Source organism: Actinokineospora globicatena, assembly GCF_024171945.1.
In the GTDB taxonomy this organism is placed as follows: Bacteria; Actinomycetota; Actinomycetes; order Mycobacteriales; family Pseudonocardiaceae; genus Actinokineospora; species Actinokineospora globicatena.
In genome coordinates this window covers 384,740-404,517 of record NZ_JAMTCR010000004.1, presented here as the reverse complement: position 1 = coordinate 404,517, position 19,778 = coordinate 384,740, and the positions used below count along the sequence as shown (strand labels likewise).

Sequence of the window (19,778 nt, the reverse complement as noted above, 5' to 3'; positions counted from 1 at the left end):
ACCCGGTGACCCGGGGCCCGCGCGGATTTAGCATGGGTGGATGGACACCTGGTCACCCATCCACGACAGGCCCTACTCCCCCGTCCCGTACCGCCCGGAGCGGATGCCGGTCGACGAGTCGTTGCGGGTCGCCGCCGAGCTGCGCGACCGGATGCGGGAACGCCGGACGGTGCGGGCGTTCGCGGCCGACCCGGTCCCCGAGCAGCTGGTGCTCGACGCGATCGCGGTCGCGGCGACGGCGCCTTCCGGTGCGCACCAACAGCCCTGGACGTTCGTGCTGGTGCGCGACCCCGAGGTCCGGGCCAGGATCCGGGTGGCCGCCGAGGAAGAGGAGCGGGTGTCCTACGACGGGCGCCTGGGCGCGGAGTGGCTTTCGGCGCTGCGCCCGCTGGGCACGGACATGCACAAGCCGCACATCACCGACGCCCCGTTCCTGCTGGTCGTCTTCCAGCAGCGCTTCTTCCTCGACGGCGACGAGCAGCACAAGCACTACTACGTCGACGAGTCCGTCGGCATCGCCGTCGGGATGCTGCTCACCGCGCTGCACCTGTCCGGCCTGGCCGCGCTGACCCACACCCCGAGCCCCATGCGGTTCCTGTCCGAGGTCCTGGGCAGGCCCCGCAACGAGAAGGCCTTCGCGGTCATCCCCATCGGCTACCCGGCCGAGGACGCCGTGGTCCCCGACCTCGTCCGCAAGGACCTGACCCAGGTGATCGTCGAGGTCTGAACCACCCCGCCCGCGGCTCGAACCCGCCCGGTCCCGCACCCCACGGCCACACCGGACGGCACAACACTTCAGACGCCACAACACCCTGGACGACAGGGCACCCCGGATGGCACGGCCACCCCCGACCGCACGACAGCGGCTCCGCCCACCATAACGATTCCGCCGCCCGACCCCAGCCTGCCGCGCCGACCAAGATCACCCGCGCGACGGGAGCCCACCCACCCGGGGCTCGGGGTCCCTGGTTGCCAGGCTACCGGTTTCGGCGACTTGTCAAGAGGGGCCGCGTCGGCCTGTGGATGGTTGGCGGGGTTGTGGGCAACTGGAGTCAGGCAGAGGCGGAGGGGGTGTCCGCGATGGCTCGCGGACACCCCCGAAGCGTGCCGTCAGGACGAGGTGTACCAAGCGATGGCGCCGCCCAGGGCCAGGAGGGCGAGGATGGCCAGGACGCCCGCGACGACCTTGGCCGTCTTCCACGTCGTGTACACGCCGCCGACCAGGATGCCCGCCAGGGCGATGAGGGCTACGACGACTACTTCGCGGGGCACTAGAGGACGCCCTTCGTGGAGGGGATGCCGCCGATTCGGGGGTCGGGTTCGGCGGCGGCGCGGAGGGCGCGGGCGAAGGCCTTGTACTCGGCCTCGGTGATGTGGTGCGGGTCGCGGCCGTGGATGACGCGCAGGTGCAGCGCGATCTGGGCGTGGAAGGCGATGGACTCGAACACGTGCCGGTTGAGCACGGTCGGGTAGTTGCCGCCGACGGTGAAGCCGATCATCACCTCGGGTTCGCCGGTGTGCACGCAGTAGGGGCGGCCGGACACGTCGACCGCGGCGTGCGCCAGGGTCTCGTCCATCGGGATCCAGGCGTCGCCGAAGCGGCGGATGCCCTTCTTCTCGCCGAACGCGGCCCGCAGCGCCTGACCGAGGACGATGGCGACATCCTCCACCGTGTGGTGCGCGTCGATGTGGGTGTCCCCCGTGGCACGCACGACCAGGTCCAGCGCGCCGTGCGTGCCGAACGCGGTCAGCATGTGGTCGTAGAACGGCACCCCCGTGTCGATCTCGACCTTGCCGGAGCCGTCGAGGTCGACCTCGACGAGCACCGAGGACTCCCGGGTGGTCCGCTCGACGCGGCCGACGCGGTTGCTCATCACACGATCTCCTTGCTGGCGGCCAGGAACGCGTCGTTCTCGGCCGGGGTTCCCACTGTGACCCGCAGGTGACCGGGGATGCCGACGTCGCGCACCAGCACCCCCCGGTCCAAATAGGACTGCCAGGCGACGCGCGGCGAGTCGAACTGTCCGAACAGGATGAAGTTGGCGTCGCTCGGGACGACGGCGAACCCGAGCCCGGTGAGCTCAGCCGCCACCCGGTCGCGTTCGGCGGCCAGCGCGGCCACGGAGGCAAGCGTTTGCGAAGCGTGTCGCAGCGCCGCGCGGGCGGCGGCCTGGGTCAGCGACGACAGGTGGTACGGCAAGCGCACCAACAGCAGCGCGTCGACGACGGCGGGCGCGGCGGCCAGGTAGCCCAGCCTGCCCCCGGCGAACGCGAACGCCTTGCTCATGGTGCGGCTGACGATGACCCGCGCCGGGAACTCGTCGATCAGGTGCACCGCGCTCTCCTGCGGGGAGAACTCCGCGTACGCCTCGTCGACCACCACGATCCCCGGCGCCGCGGCGACCAGCTTGCGCAGGTCCGCCAACGGGATCGACTGCCCGGTCGGGTTGTTGGGGCTGGTCACGAACACCACGTCCGGTGCCCGGTCGGCCAGCACGGCCACCGCCGCGTCGACGTCGAGCGAGAAGTCCGCCCGGCGCGGGGTCGGCGCCCACTCGGTGCGCGTCCCGGCCGCGATGATCGGGTGCATCGAGTACGACGGCTCGAACCCCAGCGCGGTGCGGCCCGGCCCACCGAAGGCCTGCAGGATCTGCTGCAGGATCTCGTTGGACCCGTTGGCGGCCCACAGGTTCGCCACCGCCAGCGGCGCGCCCGTCGCACCGGCCAAATAGGACGCCAGGTCCGTGCGCAGCGCCACCGCGTCGCGATCCGGGTACCGGTGCAGCGTCCCGGCGATCTCGGCGACGGCCGCCGTCAGGTCAGCGACCAGCTCCGGCGGCGGCGGGTACGGGTTCTCGTTGGTGTTGAGCTGGACGGGGACGTCCAACTGTGGTGCCCCGTAAGGGCTCCGGCCGCGCAGGTCCTCGCGCAGCGGCAGGTCAGACAGCTCCACGCGCTGTCCCGGGGCGCTCATGCGTCGTCCCGGAAGCGAGCCGTGACGGCCTGACCGTGCGCGGGCAGGTCTTCCGCGTTCGCCAGGGCCACAACGTGTCCGGCGACCTCGCGCAGCGCTTCCTCGGTGTAGTCCACGACGTGGATACCGCGCAGGAACGTTTGCACCGACAGGCCGGACGAGTGCCGTGCGCAACCGCCGGTGGGCAACACGTGGTTCGACCCAGCGCAGTAGTCCCCGAGGGACACCGGCGCGTACGCACCCACGAACACCGCGCCCGCGTTGCGCACCCGAGCGGCCAGGTCGCGCGCGTTCGCGGTCTGGATCTCCAGGTGCTCGGCGGCGTACGCGTCGACCACCCGCAGCCCGTCCTCCACAGTGGACACCAGGACGGTGCCGGACTGCGGGCCGGTCAGCGCGGTGGTGACCCGCTCGCTGTGCTTGGTCGCCTTGACCTGGACGACCAGCTCGGCGTCGACGGCGTCGGCGAGCTCGACCGAGTCGGTGACCAGCACGCTGGCCGCCAGCGGGTCGTGCTCGGCCTGGCTGATCAGGTCGGCGGCGACGTGCACCGGGTCGGCGCCCGCGTCGGCGAGGATGGCGATCTCGGTCGGCCCGGCCTCGGAGTCGATGCCGATCAGGCCGCGCAGCAGGCGCTTGGCGGCGGTCACGTAGATGTTGCCCGGGCCGGTGACCATGTCGACCGGGTCGAGCGCGGCGCCGGTGGTGTCGGTGCCGCCGTGGGCGAGCAGGGCGACCGCCTGCGCGCCGCCGACCGCCCACACCTCGTCGACCCCGAGCAGCTCGGCGGCGGCGAGGATCGCGGGGTGCGGCAGGCCGCCGAACTCGGCCTGCGCGGGCGAGCACACGACCAGCGACTCGACGCCCGCGGCCTGCGCCGGGACGACGTTCATGATCACGCTGGACGGGTACACGGCCAGCCCGCCCGGCACGTAGAGGCCGACCCGGCCGACCGGCACCCAGCGCTCGGTGACGGTGCCGCCCGGCACGACCTGGGTGGTGACGTCGGTGCGCCGCTGGTCGCCGTGCACGAGCCGGGCACGGGCGATCGACTCCTCCAGCGCGGCGCGCACGGCCGGGTCCAGGTGGGCCAGCGCCGTGGTCAGCTCGCGGACGGGCACCCGGACGGCGGCCGGGCGGACGCCGTCGAAGCGCTCGGTGTAGTCCAGGACCGCGTCGACGCCGCGGGCGCGCACGTCGTCGACGATCGGCCGGACCCGATGCAGCACCTGGTCCACGTCGACCTCGGCCCGCGGCAGCGTGGTGCGCAGCTCGGCGGACGACGGGAGGGCGGAACGCAGATCGGTACGGGAGAGCATGGGGTCCTTCCATCGACGGGACCCGTCAAGAATATGCGCTCGCGTTATGCTCGTCCGCGCCCGGTACCGCAGGTCACAGCCGTGCGACCGCGTCGACCGCCCGGTCGATCTGACCGTCGGCGACGAAGTAGTGCGGAGATGCCCGAACTACCTGCTCAAGGCCACGTCGGGTCATGTCGTGGCGGGTAGAGGTAACCCTGCTGACGGTGACGGTGATGTCGCGGTCGGCTAGAGCTGTCTTGACGTCGTCGGCGGCCATACCGTCGACGGTGAAGCTGACGATGCCGCTGGGCTGTTCGCCTAGGTCGCGCACGGTAACCCTGGGCAACGGCTCTAGGCCCGCCCGGAGGCGGTTAGCCCTGTCGGTGACGCTAGCGGCTACGCGGTCCAGGCCTAGGTCTAGCGCGTAGCGGAGGGCGACGAGCAGGCCGAGCCGGTCGGCGACGCTGTACTCCCACAGCTCGAACACGCGGGCGTCGTCGCGCAGGGAGATCTCGTCGCGGCCGGTCCAGGTCGCGCCCGCGAGGTCGACCAGGCGGGGTCGTAGGCGGTCGAGAGCGTCGCGGCGGAGGGCGAGGAGGCCGGTGCCGCGCGGGCCGCGCAGCCACTTGCGGCCGGTACCGGTGATGATGTCGGCGCCGGTGCCTTCGAGCGTGACCGGCAGCTGGCCGATCGACTGGCAGGCGTCGAGCAGGACTAGAGCGCCCGCTTCACGCGCGATGGCGGCGGCTCCCGCGACCGGGCTGACCACGCCGCCGTTGGTGGGCACGTGCACCAGGGAGAGCAGCTTGACCCGCTCGTCCAAGGTGTCGCGTAGGGCTTCGAGGTCGATCAGGCCGTCGGCACCTGATGGCACTACCTCCACCGTTGCCCCTACCTGCTGGGCAAGGTTCAAGAAGGCGATGGCGTTGCCGCCGTACTCGACCTCGGTGGTGAGGATCCGGTCCCCTTGCCCCAACGGGACGGCGTCGAGGATGGACAGCCAGGAGCGGGTAGCGCTGTCTGTGAAGGCCACCTCGTCCGGGCTACACCCGAAGAACTCCGCCGCGAGCCCGTAGCCCGCCTCCATGTCATCGAGCCGCTCACCGAACGCGCGGTAGCCCCCGACTTCGGCTTCACGGCGCAGGTGGTTGATGACCTCGTCGAGCACGGAACTCGGAGGTAGGGACGACCCCGCGCTGTCGAGGAAGATCTGACTGGCCGCGCCAGGGGTGTCCTGTTGCGCTAGCTCTGCCGGGATCAGTTGGGTGTCCACGCTTGCAGGTTCCACCAAGGCCCCCAGGTGTGGTCGGTACCGGTGGAGTCGACCACCGGTGTGTAGCCGGTCCAGTTGTCTCGTAGGACGTAGCTGTGGGTCGGTACGGCCAACACGACCATGGACGGCGTGGTGGCGTAGGCGCGTTGGAGCGCACGGAAGGCGACGGCCCGTTGCGCTGGATCTGTCGTCGTGCGCGCGGCGTCGAGCGCGGAAGAGGCTTCGCCGCCCGCCGGGTGCAAGAGCGGGTAGAGGGCCAAGTCGAGCGTGAACGGGTCGCCGTAAGAGGTCATCCAGGGTGGGGACTTGGCTGTCGAGTCAGGGGTGACCTTGATGCCGACCTTGGCCGCGGCCTGGGTGAACGCGGTAGCCAGGTCACCGTCGACCACGTCGGTTGGCGGGTAGGCCAGGGTGAACTCGGCACGCTCACCTGCCCGCACGCGGATCCCATCCGAACCCGGTACCCACCCGGCAGCGTCTAGAACGGACTTGGCCCGCCCGAGGTCGTAGTCGATGTGCGCGCCCGGCTCGACGAACTCCGCGAGCACCGGCGGCACAGGTAGCGACAACGGCACACCCTGGCCAGCAAGCGCGTCGTTGACGACGTTCTGCCGGTCCACCGCGAGGTTGAGCGCGAGCCGCACGGCAGGGTCAGCGGTAACTCCCTGATCTGCGAACGCGACAGCGCGCACATCCGTAGTGCGCTGCTCGACGACGTTAAGCCCGTCGGCCTTGCTGAACTCTTGCACCAACCGGGGAGGTAGCTCTGTCCCGTCGAGCTTGCCCTCGCGCATCCTCTTAGCGCGATCCTGGTCGTCCGGGATGAACTCGATGGTTACGTTCGTGACCGCTGGCCTACCGCCGTAGTAGGCCTTGTTGGCGGTTAGCGTCATCCGCTGACCCGGCAGCCAATCGACGAGCTGGTACGGCCCCGTGCCGATGGGCTTAACGGGCGTGCTGGCCTGGGCAGGGATACCGAGCACGAGCAGGTCAAGGAAGCGCGCATAGGGCTGACGGAGGTCGAACCGCACAGTGCGCTGATCGACGACGGTGACCTTGTCGAGCATCCAGAACCGGTCGCGTAGAGCGGCCTCCGGCTCCAGCACTCGGCGGTACGCGGCGGTCACGGCGGCCGCGTCGAGCGCGCCACCGTTGGTGAACGACACGTCCTCGCGCAACTGGGCCGTCCACGAACGGCCGTCCGCGCTCGGCTCGGGCAGGGCGCTGGCCAACGCGGGCCGCAGCACGCCGCTGGGCTGGTGCTCGACGAGGCCGTCGAAGATCTTGGCCGCCCCGAGCGGCGCGTACCCGTCCAGCGGGTCGAGCGACCCCGGCTCGTCGGCGACCCCGATGACCATGGACGTGCCCGCCGGGTCACCCGAGGCGGGCGGCGCCGGATCCGGGGTGCAGGCGAGCGTCACGCACCCGAGGACCCCCAAGACGATGACGAGAACCGGTCGGCGCGGCAGGATCGGCACAGACGCCGACACTAGTCCACCACCAGGGAGACCCCCGTGCGCGTAGCGCTGTGCCAGATCAGCTCCACCCCGGACCCGGCGGCCAACCTCACGCAGGTGCGCGCCCAGGTCGCCTCGGCGGCCGCCGACGGCGCGCGGGTCGTGCTGTTCCCCGAGGCCACGATGGCCAACTTCGCCGTCCCGCTCGGCCCGGTCGCCGAGCCGCTGGACGGCCCGTGGGCCACCGCGGTCCGCCAGATCGCCGACGAGGCGGGTGTGGTGGTCGTGGCGGGCATGTTCACACCGTCACCGGACGGGCGCGTGCTCAACACGCTGCTGGTGACCGGGCAGGGCCACCACCTGGGCTACGACAAGATCCACCTGTTCGACGCCTTCGGCTTCCAGGAGTCGCGCACCGTGGCCCCCGGCACGGAGGTGGTCACCTTCGACCACGACGGCGTCACCTTCGGCCTCGCCACCTGCTACGACGTGCGCTTCCCGGAACTGTTCCGCGCCCTGGCGGACAAGGGCGCGTCGGTGATCCTCTTGGGCGCGTCGTGGGGGGCGGGGCCGGGCAAGCAGGAGCAGTGGGACCTGCTCGTGCGGGCACGGGCGCTGGACTCGACCTCGTGGGTCCTCGCCGCAGGCCAGGCCGACCCCGGACCGCTGGAGGGCAACACCCCGCTCGGCATCGGCTACAGCACCGTGGCAACCCCCCGCGGCGAGGTGGTGGAACAACTCGCCGGCGCGCCCGGAGTGATCTTGGTGGACGTCGACCCAGCGGAGTCCGACACCGTCCGCGCCGCCATCCCGGTCCTGGCCAACCGCCGCCTCTAACATCCCCTGACCAGGTAAAATCCCGGCCACACCCTGCTCTGTCCCCAGGTCGCGCCATCCACAACGGGTCAAGTTGTCCACAGGCCACCGCGACCCTTCGCGCCGACCCCCACCCCCGGTAGACTGGCACTGGGGACGCCCCCCGGAGAGGGTGGGGGCCGGGCGGGGGGTGGTCGCGCGCGGGCGCGCGAGCCGGGGGTGGTGTGTGTGGCGGGCGCGGGTGGGGGGTGTGGTTGCGGTGCGGGAAGGGGGGTGGATGGCCTCCGGAAACCGCGCGGGGGGGTGTCGTCGGTAGGCGTGCCGGGTGCGTTGCAGGGCTGCATCGAGGCAAGGGACAGTGCGGGGAACCGAGCTGGCTGAGTAGCGGGACCACTGACTCGCGGACGGGCGCGGGCATCCCTGGGTGGGGAACCCCTCGGGAGCCCGCCGGGGATGAGTCAGTCGGTCTCGACCACCTCGGTGGGTTTGATGTTCTGCAGAGCCTTGATCATGCGATCGCGCGGGATGCTGTTGGCGTAGGACACCATGTTCGGCGCGCTGACGAAGTACCCCGGCCGGGCATCGGTGTCGCGCGGGCCGAGGAAATCAAGGACACCCAGGACTCGGCGACCGACCTGGAGAATGGAATCCGCGGTGAACCCGCTCCCGATCTCTCCCGCCTCGGCGGACCTCGAAGTCTTGCGTCCCATCGCCAGTTCCTCCGAACGTCGTGTTCCCAGTATAACAAGGCAGTCAATCAAAAGTCAGAATTCGGTTTGTTTGGTGGTCAGCACACCGAACTGCCAGATATCGACCACACACCGGCCGCCGATGACCATCACGTTGATCAGGCTGGCCGCGAAGATCACGGCCCACAGCCTTTCGTGGATCCCCAGGAAACTGAGACCGTCGGGCAGTGTGCTCCACGCGTTCGGGTCGTTCTTCGCCTGGTGCAGCATGTACGAGACCGACGCGGCTATCGAGACGACGACGGTGATCAGCAGGCAGAGCCGGGCCGACAGGGTCCCTTCGAAAATGCGCTGGGTCGGTGAGCTGAACCCGAGCCAGGTGGCGGCCAAGGCGGGGAATGCCAGGAGGTACGCGGGGGCGTCGCTGTCCGGGTTCTGCGCGAACGAACTGATGTGGGCGACGACGAAAACGATCACCGAGCAGGCCAGGGCGGTGACGAACGCTCGGAACACCGAACCGGGCGGCACTTCCAGGTAATCGAAGCGGATGCGCGGTGATTGGTCGCCGTGCTGCAGCGGCGGCATGTACCGCGCGTAGAAGTGTGCGTGCGATTGGCCATGCCTACTACGAAAACGGAGGTACGCGGGGGTGGGCGCCGCTTCCGCGGTCGCGGTCCGCAGGCGGGGCGGGATGGACGGGACCTGACGCGCCAGGTAGAGGCCCTCAGGGCCGTGCAGGTGCAGGTGGTAGGACTGGCAACTGGTCGCGTTCGAGATGTCGACGGTGATGCTCACCGGCCGCGCCCCCAGGGCCAGCCGCAGCAGTCCGAGAACCGACCACCCCCGCCGCCGGTTCGGCCCGGTCATCCGGAAGTTGGGAATCACGATGCGGCTGTACCGGTATTGGACGCGACCGGTCTTGTCGAACGGCAGGGAAATCACCACCGCGTAGCGCTGCCCCATCAACGCGGCGAACTGGTGGGCGTTCTTCAGCGCGTCCTGGTTGGGCGCGGACAACGCGAGCAGGTCGTCCACCGCGCTGACATCGATCGGCGTACCCCGCGCGCGCCTGCGCATGGCGATCACGTGCAGCGCCTTCTCCTCGGCGTCCCTGGCGGCCTTCGGAAGGTGGGTCTTGGCGCACTCGTCCCGCCGGTAGGCCGCGATCAGGAGTTTGCGCAGCACGCACGCCACGATGACGAGCTGCTCCCGGTAGGAATGGGAGTACAGCGGAGTGCCCTCCGCGAGGGTGATTCGCAGGTCGTCGAGCATCACCCCCTTGTCCTGCAGGAACGCGGGAACCAGGTACCGGCGCTCGGCGCCGTCGACCATCTCCGCGGGCAGTTGCAGTTCCACCGACACGCTCTGCGTCAGACAACGGCGATCGGGCGTGTACTCGTCGACGACGCGCTGCTGCAGCGCACCGGGATCGAGGATCGCCAACGCGAAGGTCTGCGCCTCGACATCGCTGATGATGTTGTTCGCCGAGCCCGCGCGGTGTTGCAACTGCCGTGCCCTGATCGGCGGCACCTCGTGCCGGGTGAACGCGTCTGGCTTCACGGTGAACGGCGCGGCGTGCAAGACGCGGAAGTAGTACAGGACGCTGACCAGGGCGACCAGCGCGATCCACTCGAACCGGTAGACCGTCCCGTACCTGTCGACCAGTTGGGGCAGCAGGCACACGACGAGAACGAGCACGCAATTGAGTGCCGCCCACAGCTTCCCGACCCACCGCCGGACCCTCGGCTTCGGCGGTTCCGGAACAAAATCATGCATCGCTGCGCGCACCCTCGACTCGGCGAGACCCGACCACCCGCATGGTCGTACGGTGCACGATCAAGGGTTACGACGTTCATCCAGATTCACCCAAACAGCCGACCTCGAGCCCGGAGCTGACGCATTCCGCGCCGGGGAGGAATACGAGCAGGGCTCGGATTGCCGAACGTGGCGGAACGCTGGGGCCGAATGGTAGGCAACGCGGGGGTGATCACCCTCATCAGCGGACTCGATTCGACACGAGTCCACTCGATTGAGCGACCACCCCCGCGATCAGCCTTTCCGCCGCACCGCGGAATACCTATCGGGCGTGGAGGTCCATGCCCAGGTCCAGAGCCGGGGAGGAGTGGGTCAGGGCTCCTACGGCCAGGTAGTCGACGCCGGTGGCGGCGTAGGAGGGGGCGGTTTCCAGGGTTAGGCCGCCGGAGGCTTCTAGGTGGGTGGGGGTGTCGACGGTTCTGCGGACGGCTTCGGCGCAGTCGGGGACGGTGAAGTTGTCCAGGAGGACCAGTTCGGCGTTCTCGGCTAGGGCCTCGTCGAGTTGGTCGAGGGTGTCGACCTCGACCTCGACCGACAGGTGGGGGGCATGTGCGCGGGCGGCGCGGAGGGCGGCGGTGACCGAGCCCGCGGCGACGACGTGGTTGTCCTTGATGAGGATCGCGTCGCCGAGGCCCAGGCGGTGGTTGACGCCGCCGCCGCAGCGGACCGCGTACTTCTCCAGCAGGCGCAGGCCGGGGAGGGTCTTGCGCGAGTCCCGGACCTGGGCGCCGGTGTCGGCAACGGCGGACACCCACGCGGCGGTCGTGGTGGCGATGCCGGACAGGTGGCACAGGAAGTTCAACGCGGTGCGCTCGGCGGTCAGCAGCGCCCGGACGTTGCCGCGCACCACCAGGACCGGCCTGCCCGGCACGACAGCCGACCCATCCTCCACACAGGACTCGACCACCAGGTCCGGCACGACCCGCCGCAGCACCTCGAGCGCCACCGACACACCCGCCACCACACCCGGGCGGCGCGGCGTGAACTCCGCCAAGGCCACCGCGGACGCCGGGACAGTGGCCTCCGTGGTCGCGTCCGGCCCGTACCGCAGGTCCTCTTCCAGCGCCGTCGTGACCGCGCGCGCCAGGTCGTTCTGGTCGATCACGCCGCACCTCGCAACGCGGTCACGGTCCCCAGCACCGGCTGGCCGGACGGCGTCAGCCGCACCAACTGGCTCCGCCGCCAAGCATCGTTGCGCTCCGGGAAGTCTGTCCGCACATGGCATCCGCGCGATTCGCGACGTTGCGACGCCGAGGCGATCAACGCCCGCCCGACCAGGGTGAGCGCCGCGTCCTCCACCAGCACCCGCGAGGCCAACACCCGGTCCACAGTGGACACATCGAGCACCGACCCGACCACGGCCAGACCCTCGGCGTCACGGCCGATGGCGGCGTAGCGGCTCATCACCCGCTGCAACGAGTCCCGGTCGGCCACCGGCGCCACCGGCAGCGCGCCCACGACGGCCGAGCGCGGATCGGCCAACCGGCCGGACGCCAGGTCAGCGGCCACCGCCTCCGCGGCCCTGGCCCCCACGACCAGACCCTCCAACAGGCTGTTCGACGCCAGCCGGTTCGCCCCGTGCAGGCCGTTGCTGGCGACCTCCCCGGCCGCGTACAGGCCGACTACCGGCGTCCGACCATCCACATCGGACACCACGCCGCCGCAGGCGAAGTGCGCGGCGGGCGCCACCGGGATCGGTCGCACAGACGGATCCACGCCAGCCGACGCGCACGCCGCGTAGACCGTCGGGAACCGGGTGCGGAACGTCGCGGCGTTCAGGTGGGTCGCGTCCAGGAACACGTGGTCGTCGATCCCGCCGCGCTCCAGCGCCATGTGCCGGGTGATCGCGGCGGCCACGACGTCGCGCGGGGCCAGGTCGGCCAGCGGGTGCACCCCCGCCATGACCCGGGCCCCCGTCGCGTCGACGAGCACCGCGCCCTCGCCGCGCACCGCCTCGGTCACCAGCGGGCACCGCCCCCGAGCGCCCTGACCGGTGTAGAGCACCGTCGGGTGGAACTGCACGAACTCGACGTCCGCGACCGGCGCCCCCGCGCGCAACGCGAGCGCGAGCCCGTCCCCCGTTGCGACCTCGGGGTTCGACGTCGCCTGGTAGAGCTGCCCAAGCCCGCCTGTTGCCAACAGCACTGCCGACGCCGTCAACACACCAGGCACGCCTGCACCATCGAGCACGTGCAAGCCCGCGACCGCACCGGACGGCGTTTTCAACGCCTGCACCGCAACGTGGTTCTCCAGCACCGGGATCCGGCCATCACGAGCGGCCGAGAGCAACGCGCGCTCGACTTCCGCACCCGTTGCGTCGCCGCCCGCGTGCACCACCCGGAACGCGCTGTGCCCGCCCTCGCGGGTCCGCGCCAGCCGACCATCGGCCGCCGAGTCGAACGTCGCCCCCAGCTCCATCAGCTTGGTCACCGCCGCCGGACCGCCGAAGACGATCTCGCGCACCGCGTGCTCGTCGCACAGCCCGGCACCGGCCACGAGCGTGTCGGCCACGTGCCGCTCGACCGTGTCGCCCTCGTCGTGCTCACCGGGCAGCACCACGGCGACGCCGCCCTGCGCCCACCGCGTGTTGCCGTCCTCAGCGGCGGCCTTGGTGACCACCAGCACCCGCAGCCCCAGCGACTGCGCGCGCAGGGCGGCGGTCAACCCGGCCACCCCCGTGCCGACCACGAGCAGGTCGGCGCGGGCCTCCCAGCAGGGGCTCATTCCCCACCGCCGGGCTGGCCGATCTCGATCATCCGCTGCACGGCGCCGCGGGCCCTGGCCGCGGTGGCCGGGTCGACGTGCACCTCGTCGCGGTTCTCCCGCAGCGAGCGCAGCAGCGCCGCCGGGGTGATCATCTTCATGTACCGGCACGAGGCGCGGTCGTTGACGGCGGCGAACTCGATGTCCGGCGCGGCCTTGCGCAGCTGGTGGATCATGCCGATCTCGGTGGCCACCAGCACCGACTTGGCCTTGGTCGCCCGCGCCTGGGTCACCATGTCGCCGGTGGAGAGGATCTTGACCCGCTCCGGGGCGACGATGCCCTCACCGGCGAGGTAGAGCGCCGAGGTGGCGCACCCGCACTCGGGGTGGATGAACAGGTCCGCCTCCGGGTTGGCCGCGGCGCGCTCGGCGAGCTCCGGGCCGTTGATGCCCGCGTGCACGTGGCACTCCCCGGCCCAGATGTGCATGTTCTCCCGGCCGGTCTCGCGCTTGACGTGCGCGCCGAGGAACTGGTCGGGCAGGAACAGCACCTCGCGGTCGGCCGGGATCGAGCGCACCACGTCGACGGCGTTGGACGAGGTGCAGCAGATGTCGGTCTCGGCCTTCACCTCGGCGGTGGTGTTCACGTAGGACACCACGACGGCACCGGGGTGCTCGGCCTTCCACGCGCGCAGCTCGGCGCCGGTGATCGAGTCGGCGAGCGAGCAGCCCGCGCGCTCGTCGGGGATCAGCACGGTCTTCTCGGGGCTGAGGATCTTCGCGGTCTCGGCCATGAAGTGCACGCCGCAGAAGATGATGGTCGACGCCGAGCTGGAGGCGGCGATGCGGCTCAGCGCCAGCGAGTCACCGGTGTGGTCGGCGATGTCCTGGATCTCGGGCAGCTGGTAGTTGTGCGCCAGCAGCACCGCGTCCCGCGACCGTGCGAGCTCGCGCACCTCGTCCCGCCACGCGGCGTCCGCCTCCACCCCGCCGTAGGGGGTCAGGTCGATCGTGTCCGCGGTCATGGGGTCCTCCTGTCGTGTCCGATTTCCGATCCCGAGGTTTTCGCCTTAGGATCGAAAACATGACCGATGCTACCACCGGAGCCCCACCGCTCGTCCACGAAGTCCTGGCCGCGGTGCTGCAGGTGAGGCAGGGATCACTGCGCGTGCTGCTGTGGGAGCGCGCGATGGAACCGCACGCGCACCGCTGGTCACTACCGGGGGGACGGCTGCGCGCCGACGAGGACGTGGAGTCATCGATCCGCAGGCAGCTGGCGGAGAAGGTGGACGTCCGACAGGTGTCGCACGTCGAGCAGTTGGCCGTGTTCAGCGCGCCGCAGCGGGTCCCCGGTCCCCGGGTCGTCGCCACGGCGTTCCTGTGCCTGGTGCCCTCCCACCTGGATCCCGAACTGCCGCAGGACACCGCGTGGCAGCCGGTGGCGACGCTGCCCGAGACGGCCTTCGACCACGAGGCGATCGTCTTACGCGCACGTAATCGGCTGCGCGCGAAGCTGTCTTACACAAACATCGGGTTCGCTCTCGCCCCGCCCGTGTTCACCATCTCCGCGTTGCGCGAGCTGTACTCCGGCGCGCTCGGCTACCGCGTGTCAGCGACGAACTTGCAGAGGGTGCTGTCCCGCCGCGGGTTGCTGGAGCCGACCGGGGAGACCGCGAAGCCGGGCAGGGCCGGTGGGCGGCCCGCGGCCCAGTTCCGGTTCGCCGACAGCACAATGGCCGTCACGGACCCGTTCGCGGTGCTCAAGCCCCCTGCCGCTGGGCGCGGGAAGTAGCCGGGAAGCGACCGGGCGCCACTATCGGACAGCGGGCGGATGCGCTTCGTCGTAGCGTTGTCGCGTGGCCGATTCGCTTCCGCTGTTCCCGCTTCGGGCGGTGCTGCTCCCCGGGGCGAACCTGCCTTTGCACATCTTCGAACCCCGCTACCGGCAGCTGACCGTGGACCTGGTGACCGGCGCGCTGCCCGAACGCGTGTTCGGCGTGGTCGCGCTGCGCCCGTCCACCGACCACGAGGTCACCGACATCTCGCAGCTGCGCCCGATCGGCTGCTCGGCGGCGCTGCGCCAGGCCAAGCGGCTGCCCGACGGCCGCTACGACATCATCAGCACCGGTGACCGCCGGTTCCGGCTGCTCGAGATCGACACCACCTCCGCGCCCTACCTGATGGGGACCGTGGAGTGGGTGCCCGACACCGAGCAGCCGACCTCGGCGGTGGAGTCGGTATCGATGCTGGTCGACGCCGCCAGGGCCGCGCACCGCCGCTACTGCAACGCCGCCTGGCGCAGCGACGACTGGACCGAGCCGGACGCCGACACCGAGACCGTCCAACTGGCGCACACCCTCGCGGCGGACTGCCTGCTCAGCCTGGAGGACCGCCAGCACCTGCTGGAGGAGACCAGGCCGCTGCACCGGCTGCGGATGGTCGGCCAGCTGCTCAACCGGGAGGCGGGGATCCTCTCCGCCCTGCACGCGGTCCCCGCCCCACCCTCGGAGTTCAACACCCCGCTCTGCCTCAACTGACCCGACGCGGCGGCCCCACCCAGGGCCGCCGCTCCCAGTTGTCCACAGGCCCCCACCGCGACCAGCCCGTCCAGTCGCCCCTTCGCCGTAGGCTGTGTATCGGGGGCTGCTCAGCGCGGTTCGATCTTGGTCAGCGAGGTCCCGGCCAACCCGTGAGCCCAGACCCAGCGCCACCCCGCGAGGACTAGCCGAGCCTGCGGCCCAGGTCGTCGTGCCCATTCCAGGCGGCGGCGATGCCGTAGCTCAACGCGGCCCCCAGCGGCCACGCGAGAACGGCCCACGCCGACTCCAGCCGGGGCGCCAACGTCAGCACGTCCCCCACCGCGGGCGCCGACGGCAGCGGAAACCGACCCTGCGCCCAAGACAGGCCTACCTGGTACGCCAACCACGCGGCCAACGCCGACCCCAGCACGGCGGCCACCAACAGCACCGGCCCCCGCCGCTCGCGCATCAACCACACCGCGGCGCCCGTGATGACGCCCGCGGCGAGCCCGAGCAACATGAACAGCACGAGGTCGTCGAACCGGTGGTAGCTCTCCGTGCGCAGCGCCGCCGGGGTCCCGTCCTCCACGATCTGCACCAGCAGCCCCGGCGCGAGCCGCGACCACAGGAACCCGACGGCGAGCCCGAGCAGCGACACCGTCGACAGCACGCTGATCGCGGGCAGCAGGTCGCGGCGGACGTGGATCTGGGCGGGGACCCGGTCGCCCCACGGGGTGGGGTACCGCGGCAGCGCGGTGGGCAGTGGGTCCCGCGCGTCCTGCGTCCGCACCGGCTGATCCGCCACCCGTCGACCTCCACCTCACGAGAACAGGACCGGGTCCGGTCCGCCCGCGAGACTAGCCCGTCCGCGCCGCGCTGGTCGTGTCACCGTGCCTGCTGCACCGCGCGGACCAGCCGACCGGGGTCACCTGGACCACCATCCGGCGGGCGCACTCGGGGCAGAAGCGCGGTGGCTCCAACGCGGCGCGCGGTCCGCGGCAGCCGGGGTGCTCCCCCTCGGCGTCGGGACGGCCGCAGTGCACGCAGAACACGGGCTTCTCCTCAGAGCGTGTCGCCGAGCGCCTTGATCGGCATCTTCAGGTCGACCAGCATGTCCAGGTCGCGCTGCGCGGGCCGACCGAGGTTGGTCAGGTAGTTGCCGACGATGATCGCGTTGATGCCGCCGAGCATGCCCTTCTCGGCGCCGAGGTCACCGAGGGTCAGCTCGCGGCCGCCCGCGAAGCGCAGCATGGTGCGCGGCAGGGCCAGCCGGAACGCGGCGACGAGCTTGAGCGCCTCGCGGCCCTCGATCGGCTCGTAGGCCTCGTACGGGGTGCCCGGCTGCGGGATGAGGAAGTTCATCGGGACCTCGTGCGGGTCGAGCTCCGCGAGCTGCACGGCGAACTCGGCGCGCTGCTCGGGGGTCTCGCCCATGCCCAGGATGCCGCCGCTGCAGACCTCCATGCCCGCCTCGCGCACCATCCGCAGGGTGTCCCAGCGCTCCTCCCAGGAGTGCGTGGTGACCACGTTCGGGAAGTGCGAGCGGGCGGTCTCGAGGTTGTGGTTGTAGCGGTGCACGCCCATCGCGACCAGCTCGTCGACCTGCTCCTGGGTGAGCATGCCCAGCGAGCAGGCGATCTGGATGTCGTTGCCGGACTCGCGGATGGCCTTGATGCCCTCGCGCACCTGGGAGAGCAGCCGGGCGTCCGGTCCGCGCACGGCGGCGACGATGCAGAACTCGGTGGCGCCGGTCAGCGCGGTCTGCCTGGCGGCCTCGACCAGGCCGGGGATGTCGAGCCAGGCGGAGCGGACCGGGGTGGGGAAGCGGCCGGACTGCGAGCAGAAGTGGCAGTCCTCCGGGCAGCCGCCGGTCTTGAGGCTGATGATGCCCTCGACCTCGACCTCGGGGCCGCACCAGCGCATCCGGACCTCGTGCGCGAGCGCCAGCAGGTCGTCGAGCCGGTCGTCGGCCAACCGCAGCACCGCGAGCACCTGCTCCTCGGTGAGGCCGACCCCGCGCTCGAGCACCTGCTCGCGGGCGACGGCCAGCACGTCATCTGCGGGCGCGCTGTCGTGGGTGCGCTCGTCGGCGGCGGCGGTCACAGGGGTCCTCCTCGGGGGGTTGGCCCAGGTTGGGGTCAGTGCGTCAGTCTGCCGCATCGCCCTGGCCTGGATGAGCGATGAATGTCACGCGGGGTGCGTGTCGGCGAAGTCCTTGGCGTCGAACGTCCCGCCGAGCACCGGGGCCAGCGCGGCCCGCGCGACCTGGGCGAACGCCGCCGGGTCGAGGGCGGCGGCACCGGCGGGGACGGCGCCGAGCAGCGGCGCGCCCGCGACCACGGGCAGGTCTTCGACGTTGCACCGCGTGGCGAGGTCGGGCGCGTCGGGCCAGGACCCGATGACGATCCCGCAGCAGACGATGCCGCGTCGGCGCAGGGCCTCCGTGGTCAGCGCGGTGGCGTTGAGCGTGCCAAGTCCGGCCTCGGCGACCACCACGACCGGGGCGCCCATGGCCCAGGCGACGTCGGCGAGCGTGCCGCCGTCGGGGTCGAAGCGCACCAGCAGGCCACCCGCACCCTCGACGAGCACCAGGTCGTGGTCACGTCCGAGCTCACCGACAGCGGCGGCGACCTCGGACGGGCGCACGGGCGGCATGCCGACCCGGCGGGCCGCGGTGTCGGGGGCCAACGGGTCGGGGAACCGGCGCAGCTCGCGGGTGGTCACGGCGGCTACCCTGGCCCTGACCTCGTCGACGTCCCCCGGCTCGGCGGCGGTGACGCCGGTCTGGGCCGGTTTGAGCACGGCCACCCGCTGGCCGTTGGCCGCGGCCAGCGCGGCTATCCCGGCGGTGACGACGGTCTTGCCGACGCCGGTGCCGGTCCCGGTGATCACGAGGACACTCACGGGCACACAGGTTAGCGGTCGTTAATCTCCGTCGGACCCCGGCCGGGTCACGACTGGGGGTTGGCGGCGGCCGCGGCGACCACCCCGGCGGTGATGGCGGCGATGTCCTCGGTCGTGCTGACGTACGGCGGCATGGTGTAGACGAGGTCGCGGAAGGGCCGCAGCCACACCCCGGCGGCCACGGCGGCCCCGGTCGCGGCGGCCATGTCGACCGGCTTGTCGAGCTGGACGACCCCGATGGCGCCGAGCACCCGGACGTCCCGCACGCCCGGCAGGTCCCTGGCTGGGGCGAGGCCGTGGGTCAGCTCGGCCTCGATGCGCTCGACCGTGCCGCGCCAGTCGCCCGAGAGCAGCAGGTCGATCGACGCGAGGGCCACGGCCGACGCGAGCGGGTTGCCCATGAACGTGGGGCCGTGCGCGAGGACGGGCACCTCACCCTGGGAGATGCCGTCGGCGACGCGGGCGGTGCACAGGGTCGCGGCCATGCTGAGGTAACCGCCGGTCAGGGCCTTGCCGAGGCAGAGGATGTCGGGGCTGATCCCGGCGTGGTCGGCGGCGAACAGCTCACCGGTGCGGCCGAACCCGGTGGCGATCTCGTCGAAGATCAGCAGCACGTCGTTGGCGAGGGTCAGCTCCCGCAGCACGTGCAGGTAGCGCGGGTCGTGGAAGCGCATGCCGCCCGCGCCCTGCACCACCGGCTCGACGATGACGGCGGCCAGGTCGTCGGCGTGGGTCTCGATGAGCTCGGCGAGGTGGGCGACGTAGTCGTGGTCGAACGCGGCGGGCGGCTCGTCGGCGAAGACCTGCACGGGCAGGACACCGCTCCAGAGGCTGTGCATGCCGCCGTCGGGGTCGCACACGCTCATCGGGTTGAACGTGTCACCGTGGTAGCCGCCGCGCCAGGTCAGCAGCTTCGTCTTGCGGGTGTCGCCGAGGGAGCGCCAGTGCTGCAGCGCCATCTTGATCGCGACCTCGACGCCCACCGAGCCGGAGTCGCAGAGGAAGACGTGCCGCAGCGGCTCCGGGGTGATCTCCACCAGCCTCGCGGCCAGGCGGACGGCGGGTTCGTGGGTGAGACCGCCGAACATGACGTGGCTCATCCGGCCGAGCTGGTCGGTCACGGCCGCGTCGAGCACCGGGTTGCGGTAGCCGTGGATGGCCGCCCACCAGGACGACATGCCGTCGACGAGCTCGCGACCGTCGGCCAACCGCAGCCGGACCCCGTCGGCCGACTCGACGACCAGGGGCTGCTGGGTCCCCGGCATCGGTCCGTACGGGTGCCACACGTGCGCGCGATCGAGCGCGGTCAACTCGTCGAGATTCACGG

Annotated in this window: 20 protein-coding genes; 4 read left to right on the top strand and 16 right to left on the bottom strand. The window is 71.3% G+C overall.

Translation table 11 applies throughout. The features are described from left to right. Window positions 1–40: 40 nt before the first annotated feature. Window positions 41–727 carry a nitroreductase family protein gene (locus LV79_RS20790; RefSeq protein ID WP_253839384.1) on the top strand — a complete coding sequence of 229 codons (687 nt, stop codon included), beginning with the start codon at window positions 41–43 and terminating at the stop codon, window positions 725–727. A gap of 383 nt (window positions 728–1,110) precedes the next feature. Here the strand turns inward: LV79_RS20790 and LV79_RS20785 are convergent, their stop codons facing one another. The 6 genes from LV79_RS20785 to LV79_RS20760 all read right to left on the bottom strand — a co-directional run bounded on the left by LV79_RS20785 (window position 1,111) and on the right by LV79_RS20760 (window position 7,026). Then, window positions 1,111–1,272, bottom strand: coding sequence for a CG2302 family histidine operon protein (locus tag LV79_RS20785; RefSeq protein ID WP_253839382.1), 162 nt, complete (start codon window positions 1,270–1,272; stop codon window positions 1,111–1,113). Next, entirely contained in the window at window positions 1,272–1,874 is a 603-nt protein-coding gene (gene hisB, locus LV79_RS20780; protein ID WP_253839373.1) for an imidazoleglycerol-phosphate dehydratase HisB, read from the bottom strand. The genes LV79_RS20785 and hisB overlap by 1 nt, the downstream gene beginning before the upstream one ends. Continuing rightward, window positions 1,874–2,974, bottom strand: a complete 1,101-nt coding sequence (locus LV79_RS20775) for a histidinol-phosphate transaminase (RefSeq protein ID WP_253839371.1) — start codon at window positions 2,972–2,974, stop codon at window positions 1,874–1,876. Before LV79_RS20775 ends, hisB begins: the two co-directional genes overlap by 1 nt. Next, window positions 2,971–4,293, bottom strand: a complete 1,323-nt coding sequence (gene hisD, locus LV79_RS20770; RefSeq protein ID WP_253839363.1) for a histidinol dehydrogenase — start codon at window positions 4,291–4,293, stop codon at window positions 2,971–2,973. Before hisD ends, LV79_RS20775 begins: the two co-directional genes overlap by 4 nt. 73 nt (window positions 4,294–4,366) lie before the next feature. Further along, on the bottom strand, window positions 4,367–5,548 hold the full coding sequence (locus LV79_RS20765) for an aminotransferase class V-fold PLP-dependent enzyme (protein ID WP_253839361.1): 1,182 nt from the start codon (window positions 5,546–5,548) through the stop codon (window positions 4,367–4,369). Further along, a complete protein-coding gene (locus LV79_RS20760) occupies window positions 5,533–7,026 on the bottom strand; it encodes an ABC transporter substrate-binding protein (RefSeq protein ID WP_253839358.1) in 1,494 nt (497 codons plus the stop codon). Before LV79_RS20760 ends, LV79_RS20765 begins: the two co-directional genes overlap by 16 nt. Window positions 7,027–7,062: 36 nt before the next feature. Between LV79_RS20760 and LV79_RS20755 the strand changes: the two genes are divergently transcribed. Further along, window positions 7,063–7,842 (top strand): carbon-nitrogen hydrolase family protein, encoded by a 780-nt coding sequence (locus LV79_RS20755; protein WP_253839350.1) that lies wholly within the window; start codon window positions 7,063–7,065, stop codon window positions 7,840–7,842. A 437-nt stretch (window positions 7,843–8,279) separates the two neighbouring features. Here LV79_RS20755 and LV79_RS20750 read toward each other — a convergent pair whose 3' ends face one another. From LV79_RS20750 to nadA, 5 genes are all read right to left on the bottom strand, one after another. Then, window positions 8,280–8,531, bottom strand: a complete 252-nt coding sequence (locus tag LV79_RS20750) for a hypothetical protein (RefSeq protein ID WP_253839348.1) — start codon at window positions 8,529–8,531, stop codon at window positions 8,280–8,282. A gap of 54 nt (window positions 8,532–8,585) precedes the next feature. Then, window positions 8,586–10,208 carry a hypothetical protein gene (locus LV79_RS20745; RefSeq protein WP_253839346.1) on the bottom strand — a complete coding sequence of 541 codons (1,623 nt, stop codon included), beginning with the start codon at window positions 10,206–10,208 and terminating at the stop codon, window positions 8,586–8,588. Between the two features lie 379 nt (window positions 10,209–10,587). Beyond that, window positions 10,588–11,430, bottom strand: a complete 843-nt coding sequence (gene nadC / locus LV79_RS20740) for a carboxylating nicotinate-nucleotide diphosphorylase (protein WP_253839344.1) — start codon at window positions 11,428–11,430, stop codon at window positions 10,588–10,590. Further along, window positions 11,427–13,049, bottom strand: coding sequence for an L-aspartate oxidase (locus LV79_RS20735; RefSeq protein ID WP_253839335.1), 1,623 nt, complete (start codon window positions 13,047–13,049; stop codon window positions 11,427–11,429). The genes nadC and LV79_RS20735 overlap by 4 nt, the downstream gene beginning before the upstream one ends. Then, window positions 13,046–14,053: a quinolinate synthase NadA gene (gene nadA, locus LV79_RS20730; protein ID WP_253839333.1), complete on the bottom strand. Its 1,008-nt coding sequence runs from the start codon at window positions 14,051–14,053 to the stop codon at window positions 13,046–13,048. The genes LV79_RS20735 and nadA overlap by 4 nt, the downstream gene beginning before the upstream one ends. Before the next feature lie 59 nt (window positions 14,054–14,112). On the opposite strand from nadA, the gene LV79_RS20725 reads away from it, so the two are divergent. Both LV79_RS20725 and LV79_RS20720 read left to right on the top strand, forming a co-directional pair. Beyond that, a complete protein-coding gene (locus LV79_RS20725; RefSeq protein ID WP_285469920.1) occupies window positions 14,113–14,820 on the top strand; it encodes an NUDIX hydrolase in 708 nt (235 codons plus the stop codon). Between the two features lie 64 nt (window positions 14,821–14,884). Beyond that, window positions 14,885–15,565, top strand: a complete 681-nt coding sequence (locus LV79_RS20720) for an LON peptidase substrate-binding domain-containing protein (RefSeq protein ID WP_253839326.1) — start codon at window positions 14,885–14,887, stop codon at window positions 15,563–15,565. A gap of 184 nt (window positions 15,566–15,749) precedes the next feature. Here the strand turns inward: LV79_RS20720 and LV79_RS20715 are convergent, their stop codons facing one another. From LV79_RS20715 to LV79_RS20695, 5 genes are all read right to left on the bottom strand, one after another. After that, window positions 15,750–16,352, bottom strand: a complete 603-nt coding sequence (locus LV79_RS20715; RefSeq protein WP_253839324.1) for a DUF2567 domain-containing protein — start codon at window positions 16,350–16,352, stop codon at window positions 15,750–15,752. A gap of 52 nt (window positions 16,353–16,404) precedes the next feature. Further along, window positions 16,405–16,599: a biotin synthase auxiliary protein BsaP gene (gene bsaP, locus LV79_RS20710; protein ID WP_253839322.1), complete on the bottom strand. Its 195-nt coding sequence runs from the start codon at window positions 16,597–16,599 to the stop codon at window positions 16,405–16,407. 10 nt (window positions 16,600–16,609) lie between these two features. Further along, window positions 16,610–17,650: a biotin synthase BioB gene (gene bioB, locus LV79_RS20705; protein WP_253839319.1), complete on the bottom strand. Its 1,041-nt coding sequence runs from the start codon at window positions 17,648–17,650 to the stop codon at window positions 16,610–16,612. 84 nt (window positions 17,651–17,734) lie between these two features. Then, the gene (gene bioD / locus LV79_RS20700) at window positions 17,735–18,451 is read right to left on the bottom strand and encodes a dethiobiotin synthase (protein ID WP_253839317.1); all 717 of its coding nucleotides are present in this window, start codon (window positions 18,449–18,451) and stop codon (window positions 17,735–17,737) included. A 47-nt stretch (window positions 18,452–18,498) separates the two neighbouring features. Continuing rightward, the gene (locus LV79_RS20695) at window positions 18,499–19,776 is read right to left on the bottom strand and encodes an adenosylmethionine--8-amino-7-oxononanoate transaminase (protein WP_253839316.1); all 1,278 of its coding nucleotides are present in this window, start codon (window positions 19,774–19,776) and stop codon (window positions 18,499–18,501) included. Window positions 19,777–19,778: the final 2 nt, after the last annotated feature.

Excerpts from the sequence above, each read along its gene's own strand:
- nadA (WP_253839333.1), bottom strand. The coding sequence starts at position 14,053 with ATGACCGCGGACACGATCGACCTGACCCCCTACGGCGGGGTGGAGGCG.
- LV79_RS20790 (WP_253839384.1), top strand. The coding sequence starts at position 41 with ATGGACACCTGGTCACCCATCCACGACAGGCCCTACTCCCCCGTCCCG.
- LV79_RS20775 (WP_253839371.1), bottom strand. The coding sequence starts at position 2,974 with ATGAGCGCCCCGGGACAGCGCGTGGAGCTGTCTGACCTGCCGCTGCGC.
- hisD (WP_253839363.1), bottom strand. The coding sequence starts at position 4,293 with ATGCTCTCCCGTACCGATCTGCGTTCCGCCCTCCCGTCGTCCGCCGAG.
- LV79_RS20735 (WP_253839335.1), bottom strand. The coding sequence starts at position 13,049 with ATGAGCCCCTGCTGGGAGGCCCGCGCCGACCTGCTCGTGGTCGGCACG.
- LV79_RS20725 (WP_285469920.1), top strand. The coding sequence starts at position 14,113 with ATGACCGATGCTACCACCGGAGCCCCACCGCTCGTCCACGAAGTCCTG.
- LV79_RS20750 (WP_253839348.1), bottom strand. The coding sequence starts at position 8,531 with ATGGGACGCAAGACTTCGAGGTCCGCCGAGGCGGGAGAGATCGGGAGC.
- hisB (WP_253839373.1), bottom strand. The coding sequence starts at position 1,874 with ATGAGCAACCGCGTCGGCCGCGTCGAGCGGACCACCCGGGAGTCCTCG.